The following is a 23,084-nucleotide window of genomic DNA, read 5'->3' as shown; positions in this document are numbered from 1 at the left end:
CCTTGGCCGGCGGTTAGCGGCCGTAGAGGGCGGTCAGGCTGGCCTTGCCCAGGCTGTTGGCGTTGAGCATGTAGCCCACCAGCGCCGGCATGGCGTCGGCGCCCAGCTCCAGCTTGTCCACCTTCAGCGCGTGCACGGTGAAGATGTAGCGGTGCGGCTTGTCGCCAGCCGGCGGGCAGGCGCCGCCAAAGCCCGGCGCGCCGTAGTCGGTGCGGCTTTGCACGCTGCCGGCCGGCAGTGCGCCGCCCGGATTGCCGGCGCCGGCGGCCAGGCCTTGAGCCGTGGCCGGCAGGTTGAAGAGCAACCAGTGCCACCAGCCGCTGCCGGTGGGCGCGTCCGGGTCGTACACGGTGACGGCAAAGCTCTTGGTGCCGGCCGGGGCGTGCTGCCAGGCCAGCGCCGGCGATACATTGCCGCCGTTGCAGCCGAAGCCGTTGTATTCCTGGGCCTTGGCCATGCGCTGGCCGGCCTGCAGCTGCGGGCTGCTGACTTCGAACGCCAGCGCCGGTACGGCGGCCAGCAGCAGGGCGGCGGTGATCAGGGTGCGTTGCATGGTGTGCTCCTTGTAGTGGTGGACAAGGACAGTATGGTTGGCCGCCGCGGTGCTGGCGCGCCGCAACGGTGCAGTGGCTATGCGCAAATGCTCAGGCCGGCTGGTCGCGTTGCTGGCGCAGCTGGCTGGGGCTGACGCCAAAACGCTGGCGGAAGGCGGCGGAGAAGCGCGACGGCGACTGGTAGCCACAGGCGGCGGCCACCTGGGTCAGCGCTTGCTGGCTGGCATTCACCAGTCCCAGCGCGCGTTCCATGCGTACTTCGTTGAGCAGGGTGGAAAACGAGGTGGCCTCGGCGGCCAACCTGCGGCGCAGGGTGGCGCTGCTCATGGCCAGACCGGCGGCGATGTCGCCGGCTTGCCAGTCGCGTGCCGGGTCGAACGCCAGCAGGCTCTGCACCTGGGCGCTGACGTCCTGCCGTGGCTGGCGGAACAGGTCGGCGCCCTGCCGCGCCTCGGCCAGTGCCAGCATCAGCCCCTGCCAGGCATGCTCGGCCCGTGCCGCACCCAGGCTGCCGGCCTGCGCCTGCGGCAGCAGTGCCTGCAGCCGTGCCAGCTCGGCGACCGCCGCCGGGGCGGGACGGAACACCGGGGTATCCTGCGGCCATGGCAGCGCCGGCAGTTGCGGGCCGTACTGCGCCAGCAAGCGCTGCAGCCAGGCCTGCGGCTGTGCCAGTGTCCAGGCGTGGTAGCCGCCGGGCGCGGCCGGCTGGTTGACGATTTCCACCGTCTGGCCGGCGGGGATCACCAGCCAGCTACCAGCCGGGCAGTGCCAGCGGCCGCTGGCGGTGATCAGCTGCTTCTCGCCGTGCTCCACCGCGATCAGCAGCGTGGACAGTACCGGCACCTGTGCCAGGCGCTGGCGTTGCAGGCTGCGGAAGATGAACAGGGGCAGATCGCGTTGCATGGCGCACTCCGGCATGGGCAGGCGCCCATGTTGCCAACGGCGCGGGTTGGCGGCCAGTGGCGTGAGCGTTTCGGGCGGGTGGCTGCGCGGCGGCGCGCGTCAGCCGTGCGGTTGCAGCCAGGCCGCTACCGCTGGCTGCCAGCCGTCGGCCACGCCGCTGCGCAGGCTATGGCTGACGGCACCCAGCTGCAGTCGGGCGCTGTTGGCATCGAACCACAGCTCGCCCTCGGCGAAGCGGCGATACTGCTGCGGTGCGCTGGCCATGGCGACGAAGGTGAGCTTGTGCCAACCGCTGCTGCCCGCCGGCTGCCACAGCCAGTGGTACACCGCGTCCGGCGCGCTGCCGGCCGGCAGGTCCCGCCGCTTCACCTCCAGCAGCGTGCCGCCCGCGCCGCTAAAGCCGTACAGGCAGGCCAGCGCCGGCATCAGTTGCCTTTCGGCTGCGCGCCCGGGCGCAACTTGATGCTCAGCCCCTTGAGCAGGTAGCGCAGGAACTGGTCGCCGCACAGGCGGTAGTTCTTGTGGCCGGGCTTGCGGAACAACGCGCCCACTTCGGCGCTGGATACCTGGAAGCCGGTCAGGCCGATCAGCGCCTCGATGTCTTCCTGCTTCAGCTCGAACGCCACGCGCAGCTTTTTCAGGATGTCGTTGTTGTTCAGGCGCAAGAGCGGCGCCGGCGGCGGCGCATCGTCGCGGCGGCCGCGCTTTTCGATGATCAGGCCATCGAGAAAGGCGGACAGCAGCTCGTCGCTGCAGGGCTGGAAGCCGGCCTCGTCGTCTTTTTTCAGCAGCGCGGCAAAGTCGTCGTCGGCATACGGCTCCACGTGCTGCAGGATGGCCAGCATGCGCGCATCGCTGATGTTGAGGATGAAGCGCACGCTGCGCAGGATGTCGTTGTTGAGCATGGGGTGTCCGGTGAATGCGTAACGGTGCTGCCGTTACCTGCTGGCTAAATAGCCCATTGTGGTGTCCGCTGCGCGGACGCTGTATTTACTTGCCGCTTCCGCGCGGCGGACGGGTTCCTTTCTTTTGCTTCGCCAAAAGAAAGGAACGAAAGAAAAGGCGACCCGGCGGTCCGTGAAACCCCGGCCATAAAGCCTTGTGCCAGGCGCCGCCGAACTCGCCATTTGCTAACGGCAAATGGCTCAGACAAAGCGGCGGCTTAAGACCTGGCACAAGGCTTTCTGACCGGCACGGCCCAACGGGATAGGGCGCGGCACGGCAGTCTGCCGTCGGCAACCGCTTTGCTTTCGTCAGCCGGTTGGCCGCATCGCTGCGGCCAACGTTGCGGCATGACGGGCGGCTGCTTACGGCGCCAGGCGGCAGCGCTCCCAGCCGGCATTGGCCTGCAGCGTGTACAGCACGCGGTCGTGCAGGCGGCTGGGGCGGCCCTGCCAGAATTCGATGCGGTCCGCCACGATGGCGTAGCCGCCCCAGTGCGGCGGGCGCGGCACGCTGAGCGGGTGCTTGAGGCCGAAGGTGGCGGCGCGGGTCACCAGCACGCTCTTGCTGTCGATGATGCTGCTTTGCTCGCTGGCCCAGGCGCCGATGCGGCTGGTGTAGGGGCGGCTGGCGAAGTATTCGTCGGAGACTGCCGGCGCCACCTGCTGCACCTTGCCCTCGATGCGCACCTGGCGCTCCAGCTCCGGCCAGAAGAAGGTGACGGCGATGTAGGGGTTGGCGGCGAGCTGGCGGCCCTTGCGGCTGAGGTAGTTGGTGTAGAACACCAGTTGCCCGTTTTCCACCCCCTTCAGCAGCACGATGCGCGCCGACGGGCGACCGCTGTCGTCCACGGTGGCGATGTGCATGGCGGTGGGTTCGTTCACCTCGGCGGCGATGGCTTCGTGCAGCCACAGCTCGAACTGCGCCACCGCGTCCGGCAGGCAGTCATCGGGGGAAAGTTCTTTCTTGCTGTATTCCAGGCGGATATCGGCGAGATTCAGCGGCATCGGGTTCTCCTTGACTGCGGACATGATACTCGGCTCGCCGCTTGCCGGCACGTCGCCCCGGCGCGCTAGCTGGTATAGAATGCCCGTTTTCCCCCTGCGCGTTCATTGCCCCTGCCCATGCAGCTGGTTGCCATCGGTCTCAATCACCACACCGCTCCGCTTGCCATCCGCGAGCGTCTGGCCTTTCCGGCCGAGACGCTGTCGGCAGCGCTGGCGCAGCTGGTCGAGTCGCATGCCGCGCGCGAGGCCACCATCGTGTCCACCTGTAACCGCACCGAGCTGTACTGCGCCACCGCGCAGCCGGAGCAGGTGCTGCGCTGGCTGGTGGGCTATCACGGTATGGCACTGGACGAGGTGGTGCCGTATCTGTACCAGCTGGATGCCGCCGAAACCGCGCGTCACGCCTTCCGCGTGGCGTCCGGGCTGGATTCCATGGTACTGGGCGAGACGCAGATCCTGGGCCAGATCAAGGACGCGGTGCGCAATGCCGAGCGCGCCGGCACCATGGGCAGCCTGCTCAACGGCCTGTTCCAGAAAACCTTCGCCGTGGCCAAGGATGTGCGCAGCCAGACCGCGGTGGGCGCCAGCTCGGTATCGATGGCCGCCGCCGGGGTGAAACTGGCGGAGCAGATCTTTGCCTCGGTGAACGAGCTGAACGTGCTGTTCATCGGCGCCGGCGAGATGATCGAGCTGGTGGCCACCCACTTTGCCGCCCGCCAGCCGCAGAAAGTCACCGTGGCCAACCGCACGCTGGAACGCGGCCAACGTCTGGCCGCCGAGTTCGGCGGCAATGCCATCACCCTGTCCGAGCTGCCGGAGCAGCTGCAGCACTACGACGTGGTGGTGAGCTCCACCGCCAGCCAGCTGCCCATCATCGGCAAGGGCATGGTGGAGCGCGCCATCAAGGCTCGCCGCCACCGGCCGATGTTCATGCTCGATCTGGCGGTGCCGCGCGACATCGAGGCCGAAGTTGGCCGCATGGACGATGTCTACCTGTACACCGTGGACGACATCGCCAGCATCGTGGAAGTGGGCCAGCAGGCGCGCAACCAGGCGGCGGAAGAGGCCGAGGCCATCATCAACCACCGCGTGGTGGAGTTCGTCGACTGGCTCAAGCGCCGCGAATCGGTGCCGCTGATCCGCGCGCTGCGCGATGAATCCGAACGCATCCGCCGCCACACCCTGGACGCTGCGCTGAAGCAGCTGGCGCGTGGCGACGCCCCCGAAAAAGTGCTGGAAGCGTTGTCGCTGCAGCTCACCAACAAACTGATGCACCCGCCGACGCAGGCGCTGTCCACCGGCAGCGGCGCGGCGCACGATGCGCAGGTCGAACTGATCGCGCGTCTGTATCGCTTACACCCGGAGCAGTAATGAAACCGTCGATTGCGGCGAAACTGGCCACCCTTTGCGAGCGGCTGGAAGAAGTCACCCATCTGCTGGCTGCCGAAAACGCCACCGCGGACATGGACGCGTTCCGCAAGCTCACCCGCGAGCACGCCGAACTCACCCCGGTGGCGGAGGCGTTCACTGCCTTCCGCCAGTGCGAGGCCGATATCGAAACTGCCGGCGAGCTGCTGGCCGACCCGGAGATGAAGGAGTTCGCCCAGGCCGAGATCGACGAGGCGCGCGAGCGCATGGCGGCGCTGGAAGTGGAGCTGCAGAAACTGCTGCTGCCCAAGGACCCCAACGACGACAAGAACATCCTGCTGGAAATCCGCGCCGGTACCGGCGGCGACGAAGCGGCGCTGTTTGCCGGCGACCTGCTGCGCATGTACACCCGCTACGCCGAGCGCAACCGCTGGCAGGCCGAGATCCTGTCTTCCAGCGAATCCGACCTTGGCGGCTACAAGGAAGTGATCGTGCGTATCGCCGGCGACGGCGCCTACTCGCGGCTGAAGTTCGAATCCGGCGGCCACCGCGTGCAGCGCGTGCCGGCTACCGAAACCCAGGGTCGTATCCACACCTCCGCCTGCACCGTGGCGGTGATGCCGGAAGCGGATGAAATTGCCGAGGTGGTGCTGAACCCGGCCGATCTGCGCATTGATACCTACCGCGCCAGCGGCGCCGGTGGCCAGCACATCAACAAGACCGACTCCGCGGTACGCATCACCCACCTGCCCACCGGCATCGTGGCCGAGTGCCAGGACGGCCGCTCGCAGCATGCCAACAAGGCCAGCGCCATGCGCGTGCTGGCGGCGCGCATCTACGACATCCAGCTGCGCGCACAGCAGCAGAAGGAAGCGGCCGAGCGCAAGAGCCTGATCGGCTCCGGCGACCGTTCCGAGCGTATCCGCACCTATAACTACCCGCAGGGCCGCGTCACCGACCACCGCATCAACCTGACGCTGTACAAGCTGGATTACGTGATGGACGGCGACATGGTGGAGCTGACCGACGCGCTGCTGGCCGAGCGCCAGGCCGAGCTGCTGGCGCAGCTGGCGGAGTAAGCACCGCCTGCGGCCAACGTTGGCCGCACAGCGCAAGGGCACGCCAGCTGGCGTGCCCTTGTTGTTTTCTGCTGCCGGTAAGGCAGCGCTAGCCCCAGCGTTTGCCCAGCTCATCCAGCCCGGCCTCCTGCAGATCGATCGGGCTCATCACGATGCGGAACTTGCAGTTGGCGTTGAAGTTGAGGAAGAACGGCTCGGCGATGGCGGGTACCGCGGCCTGGCTGGCTACTTCCACCACGAAGATGCCGCAGCGGTGTCCATCCTGCTCGGTGAAATAGGCCGCCTCCGGGCGGATGCTGTCCATGATGCGGTCGATGACGGCCGCAGCCTGGCCGGTGCGTACCAGGGTGTTGAACGGTTCGTGGGGGAAGTCCACGGTGAGTAGCATTTTCATGGCGCCATGCTCCTTGCTGGGCGGCGCAGGCGGATTGTCTGGCCGTGCTTGAGAGATAGGCCATGTACGACTTGGCGGCGGGGTAATTACGGGCCGGCATGCATGTCGTGCGGATGGTGCCGGGCGCGGCAATGTTTGCGCTGGGACAACTGTGCGCGGTGGCGGCTTTGCCTTACATTTTATTTGTGCATATATTGATACCGTTCGCATGCAACCGGAGGCAGCACCATGTTCCAGCGCAATATTGGCAATACCGAGCGGGTGATCCGCATTGTGGCCGGGCTGGCCATCACCGCACTGGCTGTCGTCGGGCCGCAAAGCCCGTGGGCGTTGCTGGGGCTGGTGCCGCTGGCCACCGGACTGCTGGGCTGGTGTCCGCCATACGCCATCTTCGGCATCAATACCTGCCAGGCGGCGCGCAAGCCGTAGCGCAGACGACGGGTAATAAAAAACGCGAGGCAGCTGCCTCGCGTTGTTGTTTACCGTGTCGCTAGCCGGCCTAGCGGGTGATGACGGGTGAGACGTTGAGCGCCACTGCGGCTTGCAGGGCTTCGTGGTCATCGCCGAACGGGCCCATGCGTACGCGATACAGACCATCCTGATTCACGATGCCCAGTTTTTCGTCATGCACGTTGGCCGGATCGGCCAGTAGCGTTTTCAGCTCGGCCTCGGCGGCGGCCAGGCGGCTGAAAGAAGCCAGTTGCAGGTAGAAGTTGTCGGCGCTGGCCATTTTCTGCTGCGCCGGCGGCTTGGTGGCGATGCGCTCGCTGCCTTCCACCGGGAACACGCGCTCCACCACCACCTTGCCAAAACCGCTGTTGACGATGCCCAGCTTGTGCGCGGCGGCATAGCTCAGGTCCATCAGGCGGCTCTTGTGGAACGGGCCACGGTCGTTGATGCGCACGATTACCGATTCACCGTTCTTCAGGTTGGTGACCCGGGCGTAGCTTGGAATCGGCAGCGTCGGGTGCGCGGCGGTCATCGCAAACATGTCGTAACGTTCGCCGGAGCTGGTCTTGCGGCCATGGAACTGCTTGCCGTACCAGGAAGCCTTGCCGGACTGGCGGTAGGGCTTTTCCGAGGCGTCCGGGCGGAAGCTCATGCCCAGTGCGGAGTACGGTTTGTTCGCCGAGGCGATCAGCGGCTCGTTCTGCGGGATGGCATCCGGTATCAAGTCCAAGTTGACCGGGGTTTGCAGGGCCGGGCCGTCTTTCTGGAAGTAGGCTCCCGTGTTGACGGCGGATTTTTTGTAACTGACCTTGGCGGTCTGCGTGGCAGTCGCCGGTCTGACGGTGGTACAAGCCACCAGCAAAGCACTGATGAACACTAGCCACAGCCATCGGTAAAAAGGTTTCATCACCTCTCCTATGCTGTTGTGCCAACGGTGAGTTGCGTGCGCGCTAGTTTCCTCCGGCAAAATCATGCTGGCGCCAGGCTTCGAACACGAGCACGGCGACGGCGTTGGAGAGATTCAGGCTACGCGATTCGGGCCGCATCGGCAGTCGCACCCGCCGCGTAGACGGGAGCGTGTCGAGAATCTCGGCGGGCAGGCCGCGGGATTCGGGACCGAACAAAAGTACATCGCCAGCTTGGAAGGCGATGCGGTCATGCCGGGTGGCACCCTTGGTGGTGGCCGCAAAGATGCGGCGGTCACCAAGGTGAGCCAGACAGGCTTCCCAGTTCTCGTGAATCACCATGTGGGCGTACTCGTGATAGTCGAGTCCGGCGCGTTTCAGTTTGGCGTCTTCGAGTGGAAAACCCAGTGGCTTGACCAGGTGCAATTCACAGCCGGTGTTGGCACAGAGTCGAATAATATTGCCCGTATTGGGCGGTATTTCCGGCTGGTAGAGAACAACGGTAAACATCGTTGCGGGGCGAATATTCTAGTAAATCAACAGGTTGGTCAAGCGTGACGAAAATGCGCCTTGGCCAGCACCCATGCTTCCACCCGTTTTGCCCCTGCTTTTTTCAGGGTTTTGGACAGGGCGTGCAAGGTGGCGCCGGTGCTTGCCACGTCATCGACGATGACAAGGAAAAGGCCGTCACAGCGGTGTTTTACGCCGAAGGCATCGCGCAGGTTGGCCAGCCGTTCGGCACGGTTCAGACCTGCCTGCGGCACGGTGTTGCGTTTGCGCCAACACAGCTCGCGAGCCAAGGGAGTGCGCATTGTAACAGCCAGGCTGGCAGCCAGCGCATCCGGCAGGTTAAAGCCGCGTGCGGCCAACCTGGACGCCGCCAGCGGCACCGGCACGATCAGGTCCGGGCTGGGCAGTTCGGGATGGCGTTGCCGCAGGGTGGGCATCAGGCTGGCCAGCGCCCCCTGCAGCGCCGCTTGCGGGCCGTATTTGCAGCGGCTGATCAGGCCATCCAGCGGGTAGTCGTAATCGTAGGCCGCCAGCAAGCGTTCGAACGCCGGTTGCAGGCGCTGGCAGTCGCCGCAGGGGGCGTGGCCGCTGTGCACCAGTGCGTGGCATTGCGGACAACGGGCGCTGGCTTGATAGGGCAGGCTGGGTTGGCAGCGCGGGCACAGGCCGCTGCGGGCGGGACGTTGGCCGCAGAGCAGACAGTGCTGTTCAAATAATGAGCAGTTGTCAAGAAGCTGGCGAAGTGGGTTTGACAGCATGCGGCAGCCCCCGGCAAGATCAGCCTAGTTTTTACTCTAATTTATGACGGTAGCACAGATGACCCAGGCCTCCATCGCTTTCCAGCGCCCGCCCAAACTGCACCCGGAACAAGCTCTGTGGAGCCAGCAGGAAGTAGAAGCGCTGTACGACCTGCCGTTCATGGAGCTGGTGTTCCGCGCCGCCGAAGTGCATCGCCAGCATTTCGATCCCAGCCGGGTACAGCTGTCGACGCTGGTGTCGATCAAGACCGGCGGCTGTCCGGAAGACTGCGGCTATTGCCCGCAGTCGGCGCATCACGACACGCCGGTGGAAAACCAACCGATGATGACGGTGGACGAAGTGGTGGAAGCCGCGCGCCACGCCAAGGCCAACGGTGCCGGCCGCTTCTGCATGGGCGCCGCCTGGCGCGGTCCGAAAGATGCCGATCTGGAAAAGACGCTGGACATGGTGCAGCAGGTGAAGGCGCTGGGGCTGCAGACCTGTGCCACCTTTGGTCTGCTGAAGGATGGCCAGGCCGAGAAGCTGAAGGATGCCGGCCTCGACTACTACAACCACAATCTGGATACCGCGCCGGACAAGTACGCCGACATCATCCAGACCCGTGACTACGAAGACCGCCTCGCCACGCTGGGCAAGGTGCGCGGCGCCGGGCTGTCGGTGTGCTGTGGCGGTATCGTCGGCCTGAACGAGACCCGCGAGCAGCGCGCCGGGCTGATCCTGCAGCTGGCCAACCTCGACCCGCAGCCGGAGTCGGTGCCGGTGAATAATCTGGTGAAGGTGACCGGCACGCCGCTGGACGGCGCCGAGTCGCTGGACTGGACCGAGTTCGTGCGTACCATCGCCGTGGCGCGACTGACGCTGCCGAAGAGCTATATCCGCCTGTCCGCCGGCCGTCGCGAGATGCCGGAAGCGATGCAGGCGCTGTGCTTCCTGGCCGGCGCCAACTCCATCTTCTACGGCGACAAGCTGCTGACCACCGGCAACCCGGATGTCGACGCCGACCGCGCGCTGATGGACAAGCTGGGCCTGCAGCCACTGTAACGGGCGGCAATGCCGCCACAGGCGCTACACTGCGCCACCGAACAAGCACCTTGCCGTTGGCGGGTGCTTTTTTTTGACTATTGCCCTGAAAGGTTGGCCGCATGCGTCCCGACGAAATCGATTCCGCCCTGAGCGCCCTGGCTGGCGAGCACCGCCTGCGCCGGCGCGCCACGTTGCAATCGCCGCAGGGGCCGCGGGTGACGATCGACGGCCGCGACTACCTGGCTTTCGCCAGCAACGACTATCTGGGGCTGGCCAATCATCCGGCGTTGCGGCAGGCGATGCAGCAGGCGATCGGGGACTGGGGTGTCGGCGGCGGCTCCTCGGCGCTGGTGGCCGGCCATTTCGGCATCCAGCAGCAGGCCGAGGAGGCGCTGGCCGAATTCGTCGGCTGCGAGGCGGCGCTGCTGTTCGGCTCCGGCTATGCGGCCAACCTGGGGGTGATCACCAGCCTGGTGGGGCGCGGCGATGCGGTGTTTGCCGACCGCCTCAACCATGCGTCGCTGAATGATGGCTGCCTGCTGTCGCGTGCAACCTTCAAGCGCTTTCGCCACAACGATCTGGCACAGCTGGAGCAACTGCTGCGCGACACGCCGGCGCGCACGCGGCTGATCGCGGTGGACGCGGTGTACAGCATGGATGGTGACGAGGCGCCGCTGCGCGAATTGCTGCAGCTGGCCGAGCGCTACGATGCCTGGCTGTATCTGGATGACGCCCACGGCTTCGGTCTGCTGGGCGACGGTCATGGCGCGCTGCTGGAGTACGCGCTGCACCACCCGCGGGTGGTGTACATGGCGACGCTGGGCAAGGCCGCCGGGGTGGCCGGGGCGTTCGTGGCCGGCAGCCGCCAGCTGATCGACTGGCTGGTCAACAGCGCGCGCACCTATATCTTTACCACCGCCCATCCGCCGGCGCAGGCAGCGGCGATTTTGCGTAGTTTGCAGCTGATTGATGCCGATAAATGGCGTCGTCATTTAATTAATGAGCATATTTCGGCATTACATGCCGGGCTGCGTGCAACTTCTTTGTCGTTATGCTCTTCCCGTTCGCCAATTCAACCGATTATTATTGGCAGCAATAAGCAAGTCTTGAAGCTGGCGGAACAACTGCGCGCGCGCGGAATCTGGGTGCCGGCGATCAGACCGCCCACTGTGCCGGCAGGCAGCGCGCGCTTGCGTGTGTCGCTGTCAGCCGGGCATACACGCGACGACGTGGCAGAGTTGTTAGCCGCATTACTATCGGTAATTAGTTAAAACTGCTGCTTCATTTGTTGTAAAAAGATGCCAAGATAAAAACAGCCACTGTGCATGGGGAGATGCCTCATGCAAGCGCTCACGAGTGGGTCTACACGAACTGTATGAACAGTACGGCTGATTTCCTGTTTACACCGGAAGAAGCTGCCGAGGCGGCGCTGGATTTCCTGGCGCGCTTGCAGGCTCCTGATGGTGCAACAGTCTGGGGGAAGATAGGCACCGTCTGGCATTGTCTGGCCAGGCGGGGCGATACCGCTTGTTTGCCGAAACCGGACAAGCTGTACGCCGCTGCCAGCCTGCCGGACCACGTCCGCCTGCACCGGCTGGGCAGCGAAAGCGCCCCGCTGGGCTGGTTGCTTTGGCATGGACAGAAAGTGGCCGACGAACTCACCTCGCGCCTGGCCTACCTGCTATCCGGTCATCTGCTTGGCGCCGGTCTCAGCGAAGCGCTGTCCACTGCCCGCCTCACCCATCACATCCTGCTGGAAATCAGCCGCCTCGCCAGTGAGGCCGACGACCTGGATACCGTGCTGCCGCAGCTGCATCAGGCGGTACGTTTCCTGATGCCGGCCGACAATTTCTACATCGCGCTGCACGACGAAAACGCCGGTGTGTTGCGTTTTCCCTACTTCGTTGACCAAAGTGATGCATTAAAACCACAGCCGGAACAGACCTTTCCGGCACGCGGCCCGGATGCCTCGCTGACTGCCTGGCTGATCCGCGAGAACCAGTGCCTGATGCTCGGCGGGGACGACCTGATCACCCTGTGCCGGCGCGAAGGCATCCCGCAGCACGGCGCCGCCTGCGACTGGTGGATGGGCATGCCGCTGAGCAATGGCAGCGGCAAGGTGATGGGCGCCATGGTGGTGCAGGGCTATCACGGCCAGCCACGGCCGGACCAGCATGCCGAGGCCGCCTTTTTGTATGTCGGCCACCATATTTCCGCCGCGCTGGACCGCCTGCTGTACCGCGCCGACCTGGAACAACAGGTATGGCGCCGTACCAACGAGCTGGAAACCATCAACGCGCGGCTGCGCGCCGAAGTGGCCGAGCGCCAGCGCACCGAGCAGCTGCAGACCATGCTGTTCCGCATGGCCGAACTGTCCAATACCAGCCTGTCGATGGAAGCGTTCTTCGCCGGCCTGCACCGCCTGCTGGCGGAGCTGATCGACGCCGGCAATTGCCAGGTGGCGTTGTACGACCAGGAACGCGACGAGCTGAGCTTTCCCTACTGCGCCGACTTGTACCAGTCGGAACTGGCGCCGCGCGCGCCGGGGCGCGGACCGGTGGAGCAGGTGCTGCACAGCGGCCGGCCGCTGCTGCTGGCCGATGCCCGCTGGCAGCAGGAAGGTGATGAGGCGCTGGACGCGCCGCCCTGCAGCTGGCTGGGTGTGCCGCTGTACAGCGGCACCCTGCTGCGCGGCGTGCTGTCGGTGCAAAGCTATACCCCCGACGCCCGCTACAGCTGGCGCGAACAGGAAATCCTGGAGTTCGTCGCCAACCACATCGGCAGCGCGCTGGCGCGGGTGCAGGCGCTGGACGATCTGCAGCGCGCCTATGCCGACCTGGAACAGCGCGTGCGCGAGCGCACCACCCAGCTGGACGCGGTCAATGCCCAGCTGCAGCACGACAGCCTGCACGATCCGCTGACCAAGCTGCCCAACCGCAACTATTTCGGCCGCGTGCTCAAGCGCAGCTGGGACGCCTTCCAGCTGGATCCGGAGCAGCGCTTCGCGGTGCTGTTCATCGACCTCGACCGCTTCAAGCTGGTGAACGATTCGCTCGGCCACCTGGCCGGCGACCTGCTGCTGATCGAAGCGGCGCAGCGCATCCAGGGCACGCTGCGCTTTGCCGACTTCCTCGCCCGCCTCGGCGGCGACGAATTCGCGGTGCTGCTGTCCTGCGTCGACACCATGGACGAGTGCGAGGACATCGCCCGTCAGCTGGTAGGGTCGTTCGAGCGTCCCATCGTGCTGTCCGGGCGCGAGCTGTTCACCACCGTCAGCCTGGGGGTAGTGCTGGCCGACAAGAGCCATTACAGCCGCGCCGAAGACATGCTGCGCGACGCCGACCACGCCATGTACCGCAGCAAGCAGCGCGGCCGCCACGGCTACACCCTGTTCAACCAGGAGCTGCGCCGTGACCAGGCCGACCAGTTGGCGCTGGAAGCCGAGCTGCGCCATGCGCTGACCAACGACTACGAACTGGTGCCGTACTACCAGGCCATCGTCGATAGCCAGACCGGCCGGCTGGCCGGTTTCGAGACCCTGGTGCGCTGGCACCATCCGCAACGCGGCATGATCCCGCCCAGCGTGTTCATGCCGATGGCGGAAGAGAGCGGGCTGATCCTCAAGCTGGACCGCTACATGATCGAGCGCGCCTGCGCCCAGTTGGCCGCCTGGTATGCCGAGGGACAGCTGAGTAACGAGGTGTGCCTGCATATCAACCTGTCGTCCACCCATTTCCACGACCGCACCCTGCTGGACTGGCTGCTGCCGCTGCTGCGCCAGTACGGGCTGCCGGCCGGCACCCTGCACCTGGAGGTGACCGAGAGCGCGCTGATTGACGTACCCGATCTGGCCATCAGCGTGATGAAGCAGCTGAAGGAAGAAGGCGTGTGCCTGGCGCTGGACGACTTCGGCACCGGCTACTCGGCGCTATCCTACCTGCACCGCTTCCAGTTCGACGTGCTGAAAATCGACCAATCCTTCGTGCGCGAAGTGCACTGTCAGGAAGAATCCGCCGCTATCGTGCGTGCCATCCTGGCGCTGGCGGCGGCGTTGGGGCTGGAGGTGGTGGCCGAAGGGGTGGAAACCCCGGCCCAGGTACAGGCGCTGCGCGAGCTGGGCTGCACCCGGCTGCAGGGCTACTACTTCGCGCGCCCGGTACCGGCTGCCTCGCTGGAGTGGGAGCGGCTCAATGGCATCGTGCCGGCGGCCACTGCGCTCAGCGCCTGAGCGCCGCATACCAGCGTCAGTATTTGCCACGCTACGCCGCCTCGTTGTCATGACCGGGCGGCGTTTTTACCTGCCGGCACAACGGCGGGTATCTTTCCGCCGGCAGTATTGCGAAAATGCGCTTTTGCCCCACCTTGTTGTTTCATGAGCCTTTTTATCGAAAGTCACGGCCGTGGCCCGGATGTCGTGCTGCTGCACGGCTGGGGGCTGCACGGCGGCGTGTTCGACCGCATTGCGGCCAACCTTGCCGCCGATTTCTGCGTCCACCTGGTGGACCTGCCCGGTCACGGCGGCAGCGCCGCCAGCGCCAGCTTCCATCCGGATACCATCGCCGCGCAGCTGGCCGAGCGTTTCCCGTTGCCGGTACAGATCGTTGGCTGGTCGTTGGGTGGCCTGATCGCCCAGCACTGGGCCGCCCGCCACCCGGTGCAGGTGAAGAGCCTGGCGCTGATCGCCACCAGCCCGCGCTTTGTGCGTGACGACAGTTGGCCGCATGCGCAGCAGCGTGCCGCCATCGAGGGCGTGGGTGCCAGCCTGGATACCGCCTTCGAGCAGACGCTGGAGCGCTTCCTGGCGCTGCAGCTGTTGGGGGCGCCGGCCGCGCGCCAGACGCTGGCGGGACTGAAAGAGCAGATGTTCGCCCACGGCCGGCCACAAGGCCTGTTGCCGGCGCTGGACTGCCTGCTGGCCGCCGACGCGCGGGAACTTGCGCCATCGATTACCTGTCCTGTAGGGCTGTTCTACGGCGCCCGCGATGCCATCACCCCGATCGGGGCGGGTCGCTGGTTGGCCGCAGCGCTGCCGGATGCCACCCTGTACGAATTTGCCCAGGCTTCGCATGCGCCCTTCCTCTCGCACGAGAGCGAGTTTCTGCAGCACCTGCGCCACCACCTGGAACAACACGCATGACTGAAGCGTTTTACACCGACAAGACCCGCGTGCGCGCCTCGTTCGAGCGCGCGGCGCACAGCTACGATGCCGCCGCCGTGCTGCAGCGCGAAGTGTCGGACCGTATGGCCGAGCGGCTGGACTACATCAAGCTGCAACCGGCGGTGATTCTGGATGCCGGCAGCGGCACCGGCTACGGCAGCGCTGCGCTGCGCCGCCGCTACCCGGAGGCGCGGGTGGTGGAGCTGGATCTGGCGCATGCCATGCTGTGCGCGTCGCGCGAGAAGCAGCGTGCCGGGCAGGGCATGTTGTCGCGGCTGTTCAAGCCGCAGAGCCCGTGGCAGGTGTGTGCCGACGTGGAGCGTCTGCCGCTGGCCGACAACAGCGTGGACATGATCTGGTCCAGCCTCACCATCCAGTGGCTGAACCTGCCGGAAGCGGTGTTTGCCGAGTTCCAGCGCGTGCTCAAGCCGGGCGGCATGGTGCTGTTCGCCACCCTGGGGCCGGACACGCTGTTCGAACTGCGCACGGCGTTCAGCCATGCCGACGGCGCCAATCACGTGAACCAGTTCATCGACATGCACGATCTGGGCGATGCCATGCTCGCCAGCGGCATGTCCGAGCCGGTGATGGACATGGAAAAAATCGTGATGACCTACGCCAGCGCGCGCGAGGTGATGCAGGACCTGAAATCCATCGGCGCGCACAACGTCACCGCTGGCCGCGGCCGCGGCCTGCTGGGCAAGCATGCCTGGCAGCGGGTGTGCGCCGCCTACGAAGGCTACCGCCGCGACGGCCAGCTGCCGGCCACCTACGAAGTGCTGTACGGCCACGCCTGGAAGGGCGAGCCGAAGAAGAAAGCGAACATCCTGCCTGACGGGCGGCAGGTGATCGAATTTACCCGTACCCCGCCCAAGCGATGAGTTGAAAAGACAAGCATGCCGTTATCCCGCCGTTTGCTGCTGCTGGCCCTGATCACCGGGTTGGCCGCCTGTAGCACCCCCACCGCGCCGGTGGTGAAAATCCCGGCCAAACCCAAGATCGCCTTCGCGCTCGGCGGCGGCGCGGCCAAGGGTTTTGCCCATGTCGGCGTGATTCGCGTGCTGGAGCAGAACGGCATCAAGGCCGACATCGTCACCGGCACCAGCGCCGGCAGCGTAGTGGGGGCGATCTACGCCTCCGGCGTGGACGGCGACGCGCTGCGCTACCGCGCCCTGCGCATCGACGAGGCCGATCTGCGCGATTTCACCCTGTCCACCAGTGGCTTTCTCAAGGGCGAGAAGTTGGCCGCACTGGTGAACCAGCAGGTGGACGGCAAGAAGATCGAGCAGATGCCGCGCAAGTTCGGCGTGGTAGCCACCAATCTGGATAGCGGCGCGCGCATTGTGTTCCGCAGCGGCGACACCGGCACCGCGGTGCGCGCCTCGGCGGCGATTCCCAATGTGTTCCAGCCGGTGACCATTGCCGGCAAGCGTTACGTGGACGGCGGGCTGGTGAGCCCTGTGCCGGTGAGTGCGGCGCGCGAAATGGGCGCCGACATCGTGATTGCGGTGGATATCTCCGCCAAGCCGGTGGGCAAGGCGGCGGCGGGCTTCTTCAGCCTGCTGGACCGCAGCCTGAGCATCATGAACATGGCGGCGCTGGCGCAGGAACTGAAGCAGGCCGACGTGGTGATTCGTCCCAATGTGCTGAACATCGGCGCTGCCGATTTTGACGAACGCGGCAACGCTATTCTGGAAGGCGAAAAGGCCGCCCGTGCCGCATTGCCGCAGCTGAAGGCGGTGATTGCCCGCTGGCAGCAGCAACATGGCTAAGCCACGCCCGCTGCTGGCGCTGTTGGCCGCCTTGTTGCTGGCCGCTTGTGCCAGCCCGCAGCCGCCTGCGGCGAGCAATCCGGTACCGGCTACGCCTGCAGCCTCGGCCCCGGTCGCCGCAGTGCCGGCCACGCCGCCGTTGCCGGCGGCCGTCATTCCCCAGACCACGGCGCTGCCGAAACTGCCGCCACGTCAGCCACGCATCGCGCTGGCCCTGGGCGGCGGGGCCGCCAAGGGCTTTGCCCATGTCGGGGTGATCCGCGTGCTGGAGCAGGCCGGCATCCAGCCACAGATCATCGCCGGCACCAGCGCCGGCAGCATCGTCGGCGCCATCTACGCCTCCGGCATCAGCGGCGAGAAGCTGTACCGCCGCGCGCTGGCGCTGAACGAGGACGAGCTGAAGGACTTCACCTGGTCCAGCAACGGCTTCCTGAAAGGCGACAAGCTGCAGGCCTTCGTCAACCGCCAGGTTGGCCGCAAGCCGATCGAGGCGCTGCCGCGCAAGTTCGCCGCGGTGGCGACCAATTTCGACAGCGGCGAACGCTCGGTCTTCAAGAGCGGCAATACCGGGCTGGCGGTGCGCGCTTCGGCGGCGATTCCCAATGTGTTCCAGCCGGTCAGCATCAAGGGCCGCCGCTACGTGGACGGCGGGCTGGTGAGCCCGGTGCCGGTGCTGGCGGCGCGCGAGCTGGGCGCCGACATCGTGATCGCGGTGGATATCTCCGCCAAGCCGGTGCAGCGCAAGGCCGGCTTGTTCGGCAACCTCGACCAGAGCCTGGCGATCATGAACCAGGCGGCACTGGCGCTGGAGCTGAAGCAGGCCGACGTGATCCTGCGGCCACGGGTGCTGAGCCTGGGGGCGGCCGATTTCGACCAGCGCCGGCTGGCGATACGCGAAGGCGAAAAGGTTGGCCGCGAGGCGCTGCCGGTGATCCGCCGCATTGTGGCGGCCTGGACACAGCGCGCCCAACTGGCCAGCCGCTAACAAACTCCTGCTCCTGCGTTGCGCCTGCTTGCGGCGTGCCCTGACGCCGCCGCTCAACCGGCGGCGTTGTCGTTGCTGTTGATGTCGAACAGCTGCAGCTGCTGCGGCACGCGCTGTGCCTCCTGCAGCCGCACGCCCACGCCCAGCAGCCGCACCGGGCGGTTGCCGCGGGCAAAGCCGGTGGCCAGCAGGCTGTCGATTACCGCCGCATCCAGCAGCTGTGCCACGGTTTCCACCGTGGTCTGGCTGAAGTCGGCAAACTTGATCTTGATGTTGACGCCGCGAAACGGCGGGTCGCCGGCACGGCGCAGCCGCTCCTGCAGCCGGGTCAGCAGCGGCGGCAGCTCGGCGCGGCAGGCGGCCAGATCCGGCAGGTCGCGGGTATAGGTTTCTTCCACGCTCACCGATTTGCGCTCGTGGTCGTTATGCACCGCGCGGTGGTCGATGCCGCGCGCCAGTTCGTACAGGTTTTTGCCGAACTTGCCGAAGCGGCGCAGCATCTCCAGCAGCTCCAGCCGCTGCAGGTCGCCGCAGGTGTGAAAGCCCTGCTGCTTGAGTTTGCCGGCGGTAACCTCGCCCACCCCCCAGATCTTTTCCACCGGCAGCACGCGCACGAAGTCGGCCACGTCCTGCGGCCGCACCAGGAACTGGCCGTCCGGCTTGTGCCAGTCGCTGGCGATCTTGGCCAGGAACTTGTTGGGAGCGATGCCGGCCGAGGCGGTGATGCCCACCTCGTTGCGGATGGCGTCGCGGATTTCGGCTGCCATCAGGCTGGCGCTGCCCTGGCAGTGCGGCTGGCCGCTGACGTCGAGGTAGGCTTCGTCCAGCGACAACGGTTCGATCAGGCTGGTGTAGCGCTGGAAGATGGCGTGCACCGCCTGGCTGGCGGCGCGGTAGCGGGCGAAGTCCGAGCCGACGATCAAGAGCTCCGGGCACAGCCGCAGCGCCAGCGACGACGGCATGGCGCTTTTCACGCCGAAGCGGCGCGCCAGGTAGTTGCAGGTGGAGATCACCCCGCGCTGGCCGGGCTGGCCGCCCACGGCCAGCGGGATGTCGCGCCAAGCCGGGTTGTCGCGCATTTCCACTGCGGCGAAGAAGCAGTCGCAGTCGATGTGGATGATCTTGCGTTGCACGGGCATGTTGCGGCCAACCTTGCCTAGTCGGCGGGCTTATCGCTATGGCCCAGCGCCTTGTCCGGCGCCACGCGGTCGCGCACGCGCTGCTTCAGTTCCTTGATATCGGGAAAGCCGCCGTCGCGAGCGCGATCCCACAGCAGTTCGCCGTCGATGCTGACCTGGAACACGCCGCCGCTGCCGGGTTGCAGCGCCACTTCGGCGACATCTTTTTCAAAGGTGGTGAGCAGCTCCTGTGCCATCCAGGCGGCGCGCAGCAGCCAGCGGCAGCCGGTGCAGTAGCGAATGGCTACGCGGGGCAGGGCAGTGGGGGTGAGATCAGTCATGACAGCTTGGCCGCAGTGAAAACCTGATGGTACTGGGCCGGGGCGGCAGTGAAAACCGGGATCTGTTACTGAGGGGAATGCTGGAGCGGGTGGAACCCCGCGGAGGGACGTTGCATCGTCGCCTTGTTCCGCTTGATGTCTGTATTGTGTCTGTTGTGGCCCATGCTGAGCTTGTCTCTCCTCCATCACCCGGTCTTTGGTAAACCTGGCGCAGTGCTGGAGGCGGCGATGCAACGTGAGGGGCAGTGTGCATCATGTTGGCGCATCGGGGAAGCACAAGCGCCAAGTGTCGGACAATGCTGCACTGCACGATGTGACATCGTTGCAACAATTCGTTGCATTTTCTACAAGCAACTGTCGTGAAATGCCGTACTCAGGGCTGCAGCTGCAACGGTCTTGCCGCGGCCAGGAACTGTTCCAGTGCATTCGGCGCCAGTGGCCGGCTGATCAGGTAGCCCTGCGCATAGTCGCAGCCGTGCCGGGCCAGGAAGCGGGCCTGCTGGATGTTCTCGATGCCCTCGCCGGTGACCGAGGCGCCCAGGGTGTGGCCCATGGCCACGATCATGCGCACCAGGTTGCTGCTGCTTTCGTTTTCCGGCACGTGGTCGAGGAACTGCTTGTCGATCTTGAGCTTTTCCACCGGGAAGCGGCGCAGGTAGCTGAACGAGGCATAGCCGGTGCCGAAATCGTCAATGGCGATGGCGATGCCCAGCGCGCGCAGCAATTGCAGATTGCTGTCGATGGCCGGGGTGTTGCGCAGCGCCAGTCCCTCGGTCACTTCCAGCTCCAGCGCTTCGCCCGGCAGGTGGTAGGTGGCCAGAATGGCGGCCACCACTTCGGCGAAGCGGGCGTCTTCCAGCTGCAGCAGCGACACGTTGATGGAGATGACAAAGTTGCTCAGGTATTGCTGGCGCCACTGCGCGGCATGGCGGATGCCTTCCTGCAGCACCCACTCGCCCAGCGCGTGGATGACGCCGGACTCCTCGGCCAGCGGAATGAAATCGGCCGGCGAGATCAGCCCCAGCTCCGGGTGCTGCCAGCGCACCAGCGCCTCGGCGCCGGCCACCTTGCCGCTCTTCAGCGATACATAGGGCTGGTAGTTCAGCAGCAGCTCGCCGCGTGCCACCGCCTGGCGCAGGTCGGCCTGCAGCCGGTTGCGACGGCGCCAGTTGCTGTTGATGTCCGGGTGGAAGCGTACCCAGCTGCCCGGGCTTTCGCGCGACAGCAGTAGCGCCGCCTCGGCGTTTTCCAGAATCGCCTCTGCCTCGTCGCAGTCGTGCGGATAAATCGCCAGCCCGACGCTGAGGCGGATGAACAGCGGCTGGCCCTGTACTTCCAGCGGCTTGGCCAGCAGGGTGGTGATGTCGTCCACCCGGCGTGACAGCTGTTCTTCGTCCTGGCCCAGCAGCTGCAGCGCAAAGCGGTTGTCGGCGCTGCGCGCCACCATTTCGCCGTTGCCGATGCTGCCTTCCAGCCGGCGGCCCAGCTCGCGGATCACCAGGTCGCCATTGTCGCGGCCAAACAGTTCATTGATGTTGGCCAGCCCCTCCACCGCCAGCATCATGCAGCCCACCGGCTGCGTCTCGCGCTGGTTGCTGTGCTGGCGCTGCTGCACCAGTTCGTCCAGCTGCATCAGCAGGCGGGTGCGATTGGGCAGGCCGGTGAAACGGTCGTAGTAGAACTGGCGGTACAACTCGCCCTCGGCATGCAGGCGGGCGCGCGATTCCATCACCAGCGCAATGATGTTGGCCGCGGTGCTCATGAAGCCGATCTCGTCCGGTTGCCATTCCCGGCGCGGGGTCTGCGACTCGGCGCACAGTACGCCCTGGTGCATGCCGCCCACCATGATGCTGGCGTCCAGCAGCGCGGTGATGCCGTGGGTGTACAGATAGTGGCGCAGCGACAGCAGGCGCGGGTCGTCCTGGGTCTGGCTGCTGGCCAGGTAGCGGTCGGTCTGCAGCGCCTGCAGGTAGTCGGCGTGCTGGCTCTCGTCCAGCACCTCACCGCCGAGGCGTTCGCCGGTGAGGGTGTTGATGCCGGCAATGCACTGCAGCTCTTTGCGGTCAGTGCTGAACTGCCACACGCTGACGCGCGAGATCGCCAGCGTCTGCGCCAGCAGCGGCAGCATGTCGGCCAGATAGTCGTCCAGCTCCTGCTGGTCGTCATGCCGCAGGCTCACCAGGTGTTGCAGGGCCTTGCCCTGCTGCAGTTGCCGTTCCGATTGCTGCTGCTGCCGTTGCTGCAGGCGCCGGGAGGTGCGCACCACCAGCAGGCCCAGCAGCAGGACGGTGCTGAGCAGGATCAGGCTTTGCGGCAGCACGCGTTGCAACAGGAGCTGCCCCGGGCTTTGTGCCGGCCAGCTCAGGTAGGCCAGGTTCTGGCCACTGTTGTTCTTCAGCGGCAGCACTTCTTCCAGCGCCGGGTTGCTGGCGCCGAAATTGAGCGTCAGGCTGGGCAAGCCGTAGGAGATGGCGATCTGCTGCAGCAGGTTGCCATCCAAGTGGCGGGCAAACAGCAGGTAGCGCGGCACCGGTCCCGGCAATTGTTGCGGGTCTTCCGGCGAGATGCGCTGCAGCGACAGCATCAGCAGCCGGGCTTCCGGCTGGCCGGTTTGCGGATTGAGCGCGCTGTATTGCAGCAGCTGGCTGAAAGGTTGGCCGTACTGGTTGGCGGCGGCGTAGCGGTCGGCATTGCGCAACAGCAACTGCCACTGTGCCGCCGACAGCGGCAGCAGCCGGGCCGGATCGCCGGCCAGCACGCCGTGCTGGCGGCCCAGCAGCACGCCGCGCTCCTTGTCGATCAGCAGCGCCAGCTGTACGCCCAGGTTGTGGTAGACAGACGGGGTGATGTTGTCGTTCAGCCAGGCCAGATCGGGCTGCAGGGCGTTGACATGGATGGCCATGTCGTTCCAGATCGCGTAGTCGGCCAGATTGGTGGCCAGCTGGCGGCGCTGGCGCAGCAGTTCCTGCTCCAGACCCTGCTGCACCAGGTGGTGGGCGGCACTGTCCAGCTCGCGGGCGGCACTGCGCGCAATCTGCCAGATGCCGGCCAGGCCAAGCAACAGCAGTAGTAACAGCAACAGCAGTGGGCGAAAGCGTTTATTCAGCATGCGCAGGTGTCGGCATCACGGCAGATTCGATAAGGCCATAAGCATAGCAGCACAGCGTGTTGCCCCGCCGTGCTTTGTAACGAATCCGACACCGTGGCGCGGCGGGAAGGCGGCAACGGGGGCGCTGGCTGTTGCAGGAAGCGGAATTTCGCCGCCGCCGCCAGCCTGCGGCGCAATAAAAAAGGCCACCGTGGGTGGCCTGGCGGTCTGTGGCCGGCGTCAGTGCGGCATCGGCATATCGTGGGGCGGCATCGGCATGGCGCTGCCGTCTTCCACCTTGACGTCGACGCTGATGTCGCCGGCTTTTTCGAACTTCAGTGTCAGCGGGAACTTGTCGCCGGCATGCGGCTGCTGCTTCACCCCCAGCAGCATCACGTGCAGGCCGCCCGGCGCCAGTTTCAGCGTTTCGCCCGGCGCCACGGTAATGCCACCTTCTACCTGGCGCATGCGCATCACGCCGTTGTCGTTGAGATGGGTGTGCAGCTCCACCGAACTGGCCAGCGGGCTGCTGGCGCCCAGCAGTTTGTCGGCGGCCTTGCCGCTGTTGCTGATGGAGAAGAAGGCGCCGGTGGTCGGCGCGGCCGGCGGCATGGCGCGGCTGTAAGGGTGGCCGATTTTCAGCGCCCCCACGGTGTATTCGTGGGCGGCGGCGGGCAGGGCGATCAGGCCGGCAATGGCGATGGCAAGCAGGGTGCGCATGGGCAATC

At 66.0% G+C, this 23,084-nt stretch carries 23 protein-coding genes; 10 read left to right on the top strand and 13 right to left on the bottom strand.

The window, feature by feature from the left end:
- Positions 1-13: 13 nt before the first annotated feature.
- The 5 genes from ABNW52_RS11300 to pdxH all read right to left on the bottom strand — a co-directional run bounded on the left by ABNW52_RS11300 (position 14) and on the right by pdxH (position 3,406).
- Positions 14-553 carry a YbhB/YbcL family Raf kinase inhibitor-like protein gene (locus tag ABNW52_RS11300; RefSeq protein WP_349587695.1) on the bottom strand — a complete coding sequence of 180 codons (540 nt, stop codon included), beginning with the start codon at positions 551-553 and terminating at the stop codon, positions 14-16.
- Positions 554-644: 91 nt separating this feature from the next.
- On the bottom strand, positions 645-1,457 hold the full coding sequence (locus ABNW52_RS11295; RefSeq protein ID WP_349587693.1) for an AraC family transcriptional regulator: 813 nt from the start codon (positions 1,455-1,457) through the stop codon (positions 645-647).
- A gap of 99 nt (positions 1,458-1,556) precedes the next feature.
- Positions 1,557-1,883 (bottom strand): hypothetical protein, encoded by a 327-nt coding sequence (locus ABNW52_RS11290; RefSeq protein WP_349587691.1) that lies wholly within the window; start codon positions 1,881-1,883, stop codon positions 1,557-1,559.
- A complete protein-coding gene (locus tag ABNW52_RS11285; RefSeq protein ID WP_349587689.1) occupies positions 1,883-2,362 on the bottom strand; it encodes a YehS family protein in 480 nt (159 codons plus the stop codon). The genes ABNW52_RS11290 and ABNW52_RS11285 overlap by 1 nt, the downstream gene beginning before the upstream one ends.
- 402 nt (positions 2,363-2,764) lie before the next feature.
- Positions 2,765-3,406: a pyridoxamine 5'-phosphate oxidase gene (gene pdxH, locus ABNW52_RS11280; RefSeq protein ID WP_349587686.1), complete on the bottom strand. Its 642-nt coding sequence runs from the start codon at positions 3,404-3,406 to the stop codon at positions 2,765-2,767.
- A gap of 117 nt (positions 3,407-3,523) precedes the next feature.
- Here pdxH and hemA point away from each other — a divergent pair, with 117 nt between their 5' ends.
- Both hemA and prfA read left to right on the top strand, forming a co-directional pair.
- Positions 3,524-4,777 carry a glutamyl-tRNA reductase gene (gene hemA, locus ABNW52_RS11275; RefSeq protein ID WP_349587684.1) on the top strand — a complete coding sequence of 418 codons (1,254 nt, stop codon included), beginning with the start codon at positions 3,524-3,526 and terminating at the stop codon, positions 4,775-4,777.
- Positions 4,777-5,853 (top strand): peptide chain release factor 1, encoded by a 1,077-nt coding sequence (gene prfA / locus ABNW52_RS11270; protein ID WP_349587681.1) that lies wholly within the window; start codon positions 4,777-4,779, stop codon positions 5,851-5,853. Before hemA ends, prfA begins: the two co-directional genes overlap by 1 nt.
- Before the next feature lie 88 nt (positions 5,854-5,941).
- Here the strand turns inward: prfA and ABNW52_RS11265 are convergent, their stop codons facing one another.
- The gene (locus ABNW52_RS11265) at positions 5,942-6,247 is read right to left on the bottom strand and encodes a panthothenate synthetase (RefSeq protein WP_349587678.1); all 306 of its coding nucleotides are present in this window, start codon (positions 6,245-6,247) and stop codon (positions 5,942-5,944) included.
- A 228-nt stretch (positions 6,248-6,475) separates the two neighbouring features.
- Between ABNW52_RS11265 and ABNW52_RS11260 the strand changes: the two genes are divergently transcribed.
- Positions 6,476-6,676 carry a YgaP family membrane protein gene (locus ABNW52_RS11260; protein ID WP_349587675.1) on the top strand — a complete coding sequence of 67 codons (201 nt, stop codon included), beginning with the start codon at positions 6,476-6,478 and terminating at the stop codon, positions 6,674-6,676.
- Between the two features lie 70 nt (positions 6,677-6,746).
- On the opposite strand, the gene ABNW52_RS11255 is transcribed toward ABNW52_RS11260, so the two are convergent.
- Genes ABNW52_RS11255 through ABNW52_RS11245 form a run of 3 tightly spaced genes read right to left on the bottom strand, consistent with a single transcriptional unit; the run spans position 6,747 to position 8,708 of the window.
- Positions 6,747-7,604 (bottom strand): septal ring lytic transglycosylase RlpA family protein, encoded by an 858-nt coding sequence (locus ABNW52_RS11255; protein WP_349587673.1) that lies wholly within the window; start codon positions 7,602-7,604, stop codon positions 6,747-6,749.
- 43 nt (positions 7,605-7,647) lie between these two features.
- Positions 7,648-8,112: a tRNA (uridine(34)/cytosine(34)/5-carboxymethylaminomethyluridine(34)-2'-O)-methyltransferase TrmL gene (trmL, locus tag ABNW52_RS11250; protein WP_349587672.1), complete on the bottom strand. Its 465-nt coding sequence runs from the start codon at positions 8,110-8,112 to the stop codon at positions 7,648-7,650.
- A gap of 38 nt (positions 8,113-8,150) precedes the next feature.
- Entirely contained in the window at positions 8,151-8,708 is a 558-nt protein-coding gene (locus ABNW52_RS11245) for a ComF family protein (RefSeq protein ID WP_349587671.1), read from the bottom strand.
- 220 nt (positions 8,709-8,928) lie between these two features.
- Here ABNW52_RS11245 and bioB point away from each other — a divergent pair, with 220 nt between their 5' ends.
- The 7 genes from bioB (at position 8,929) to ABNW52_RS11210 (ending at position 17,809) form a co-directional block, all read left to right on the top strand.
- Positions 8,929-9,912 carry a biotin synthase BioB gene (gene bioB, locus ABNW52_RS11240; protein ID WP_349587669.1) on the top strand — a complete coding sequence of 328 codons (984 nt, stop codon included), beginning with the start codon at positions 8,929-8,931 and terminating at the stop codon, positions 9,910-9,912.
- Positions 9,913-10,013: 101 nt separating this feature from the next.
- Complete coding sequence (gene bioF / locus ABNW52_RS11235; RefSeq protein WP_349587666.1) at positions 10,014-11,165, top strand: 8-amino-7-oxononanoate synthase; 1,152 nt, start codon at positions 10,014-10,016, stop codon at positions 11,163-11,165.
- A gap of 104 nt (positions 11,166-11,269) precedes the next feature.
- A complete protein-coding gene (locus ABNW52_RS11230) occupies positions 11,270-14,122 on the top strand; it encodes a bifunctional diguanylate cyclase/phosphodiesterase (protein WP_349587663.1) in 2,853 nt (950 codons plus the stop codon).
- A gap of 144 nt (positions 14,123-14,266) precedes the next feature.
- Entirely contained in the window at positions 14,267-15,031 is a 765-nt protein-coding gene (gene bioH, locus ABNW52_RS11225; protein ID WP_349587660.1) for a pimeloyl-ACP methyl ester esterase BioH, read from the top strand.
- Positions 15,028-15,933: a malonyl-ACP O-methyltransferase BioC gene (bioC, locus tag ABNW52_RS11220; protein ID WP_349587657.1), complete on the top strand. Its 906-nt coding sequence runs from the start codon at positions 15,028-15,030 to the stop codon at positions 15,931-15,933. The genes bioH and bioC overlap by 4 nt, the downstream gene beginning before the upstream one ends.
- A 15-nt stretch (positions 15,934-15,948) precedes the next feature.
- Positions 15,949-16,824 (top strand): patatin-like phospholipase family protein, encoded by an 876-nt coding sequence (locus ABNW52_RS11215; RefSeq protein WP_349587654.1) that lies wholly within the window; start codon positions 15,949-15,951, stop codon positions 16,822-16,824.
- Positions 16,817-17,809, top strand: coding sequence for a patatin-like phospholipase family protein (locus tag ABNW52_RS11210; protein WP_349587652.1), 993 nt, complete (start codon positions 16,817-16,819; stop codon positions 17,807-17,809). Before ABNW52_RS11215 ends, ABNW52_RS11210 begins: the two co-directional genes overlap by 8 nt.
- A gap of 53 nt (positions 17,810-17,862) precedes the next feature.
- On the opposite strand, the gene dinB is transcribed toward ABNW52_RS11210, so the two are convergent.
- The 4 genes from dinB to ABNW52_RS11190 all read right to left on the bottom strand — a co-directional run bounded on the left by dinB (position 17,863) and on the right by ABNW52_RS11190 (position 23,076).
- Complete coding sequence (gene dinB / locus ABNW52_RS11205; RefSeq protein ID WP_349587649.1) at positions 17,863-18,948, bottom strand: DNA polymerase IV; 1,086 nt, start codon at positions 18,946-18,948, stop codon at positions 17,863-17,865.
- Positions 18,949-18,965: 17 nt separating this feature from the next.
- Positions 18,966-19,268 carry an Rdx family protein gene (locus ABNW52_RS11200; RefSeq protein ID WP_349587646.1) on the bottom strand — a complete coding sequence of 101 codons (303 nt, stop codon included), beginning with the start codon at positions 19,266-19,268 and terminating at the stop codon, positions 18,966-18,968.
- A gap of 373 nt (positions 19,269-19,641) precedes the next feature.
- Complete coding sequence (locus tag ABNW52_RS11195) at positions 19,642-22,377, bottom strand: bifunctional diguanylate cyclase/phosphodiesterase (RefSeq protein WP_349587643.1); 2,736 nt, start codon at positions 22,375-22,377, stop codon at positions 19,642-19,644.
- 219 nt (positions 22,378-22,596) lie between these two features.
- On the bottom strand, positions 22,597-23,076 hold the full coding sequence (locus tag ABNW52_RS11190; RefSeq protein ID WP_349587640.1) for a copper chaperone PCu(A)C: 480 nt from the start codon (positions 23,074-23,076) through the stop codon (positions 22,597-22,599).
- Between the last annotated feature and the right edge of the window lie 8 nt (positions 23,077-23,084).

The sequence above is a fragment of the Vogesella oryzagri genome (genome assembly GCF_040148885.1).
In the GTDB taxonomy this organism is placed as follows: domain Bacteria; phylum Pseudomonadota; class Gammaproteobacteria; order Burkholderiales; family Chromobacteriaceae; genus Vogesella; species Vogesella oryzagri.
Note: the sequence above shows the minus strand (reverse complement) of the source record. Positions and strands in the feature narration are given on the sequence as shown.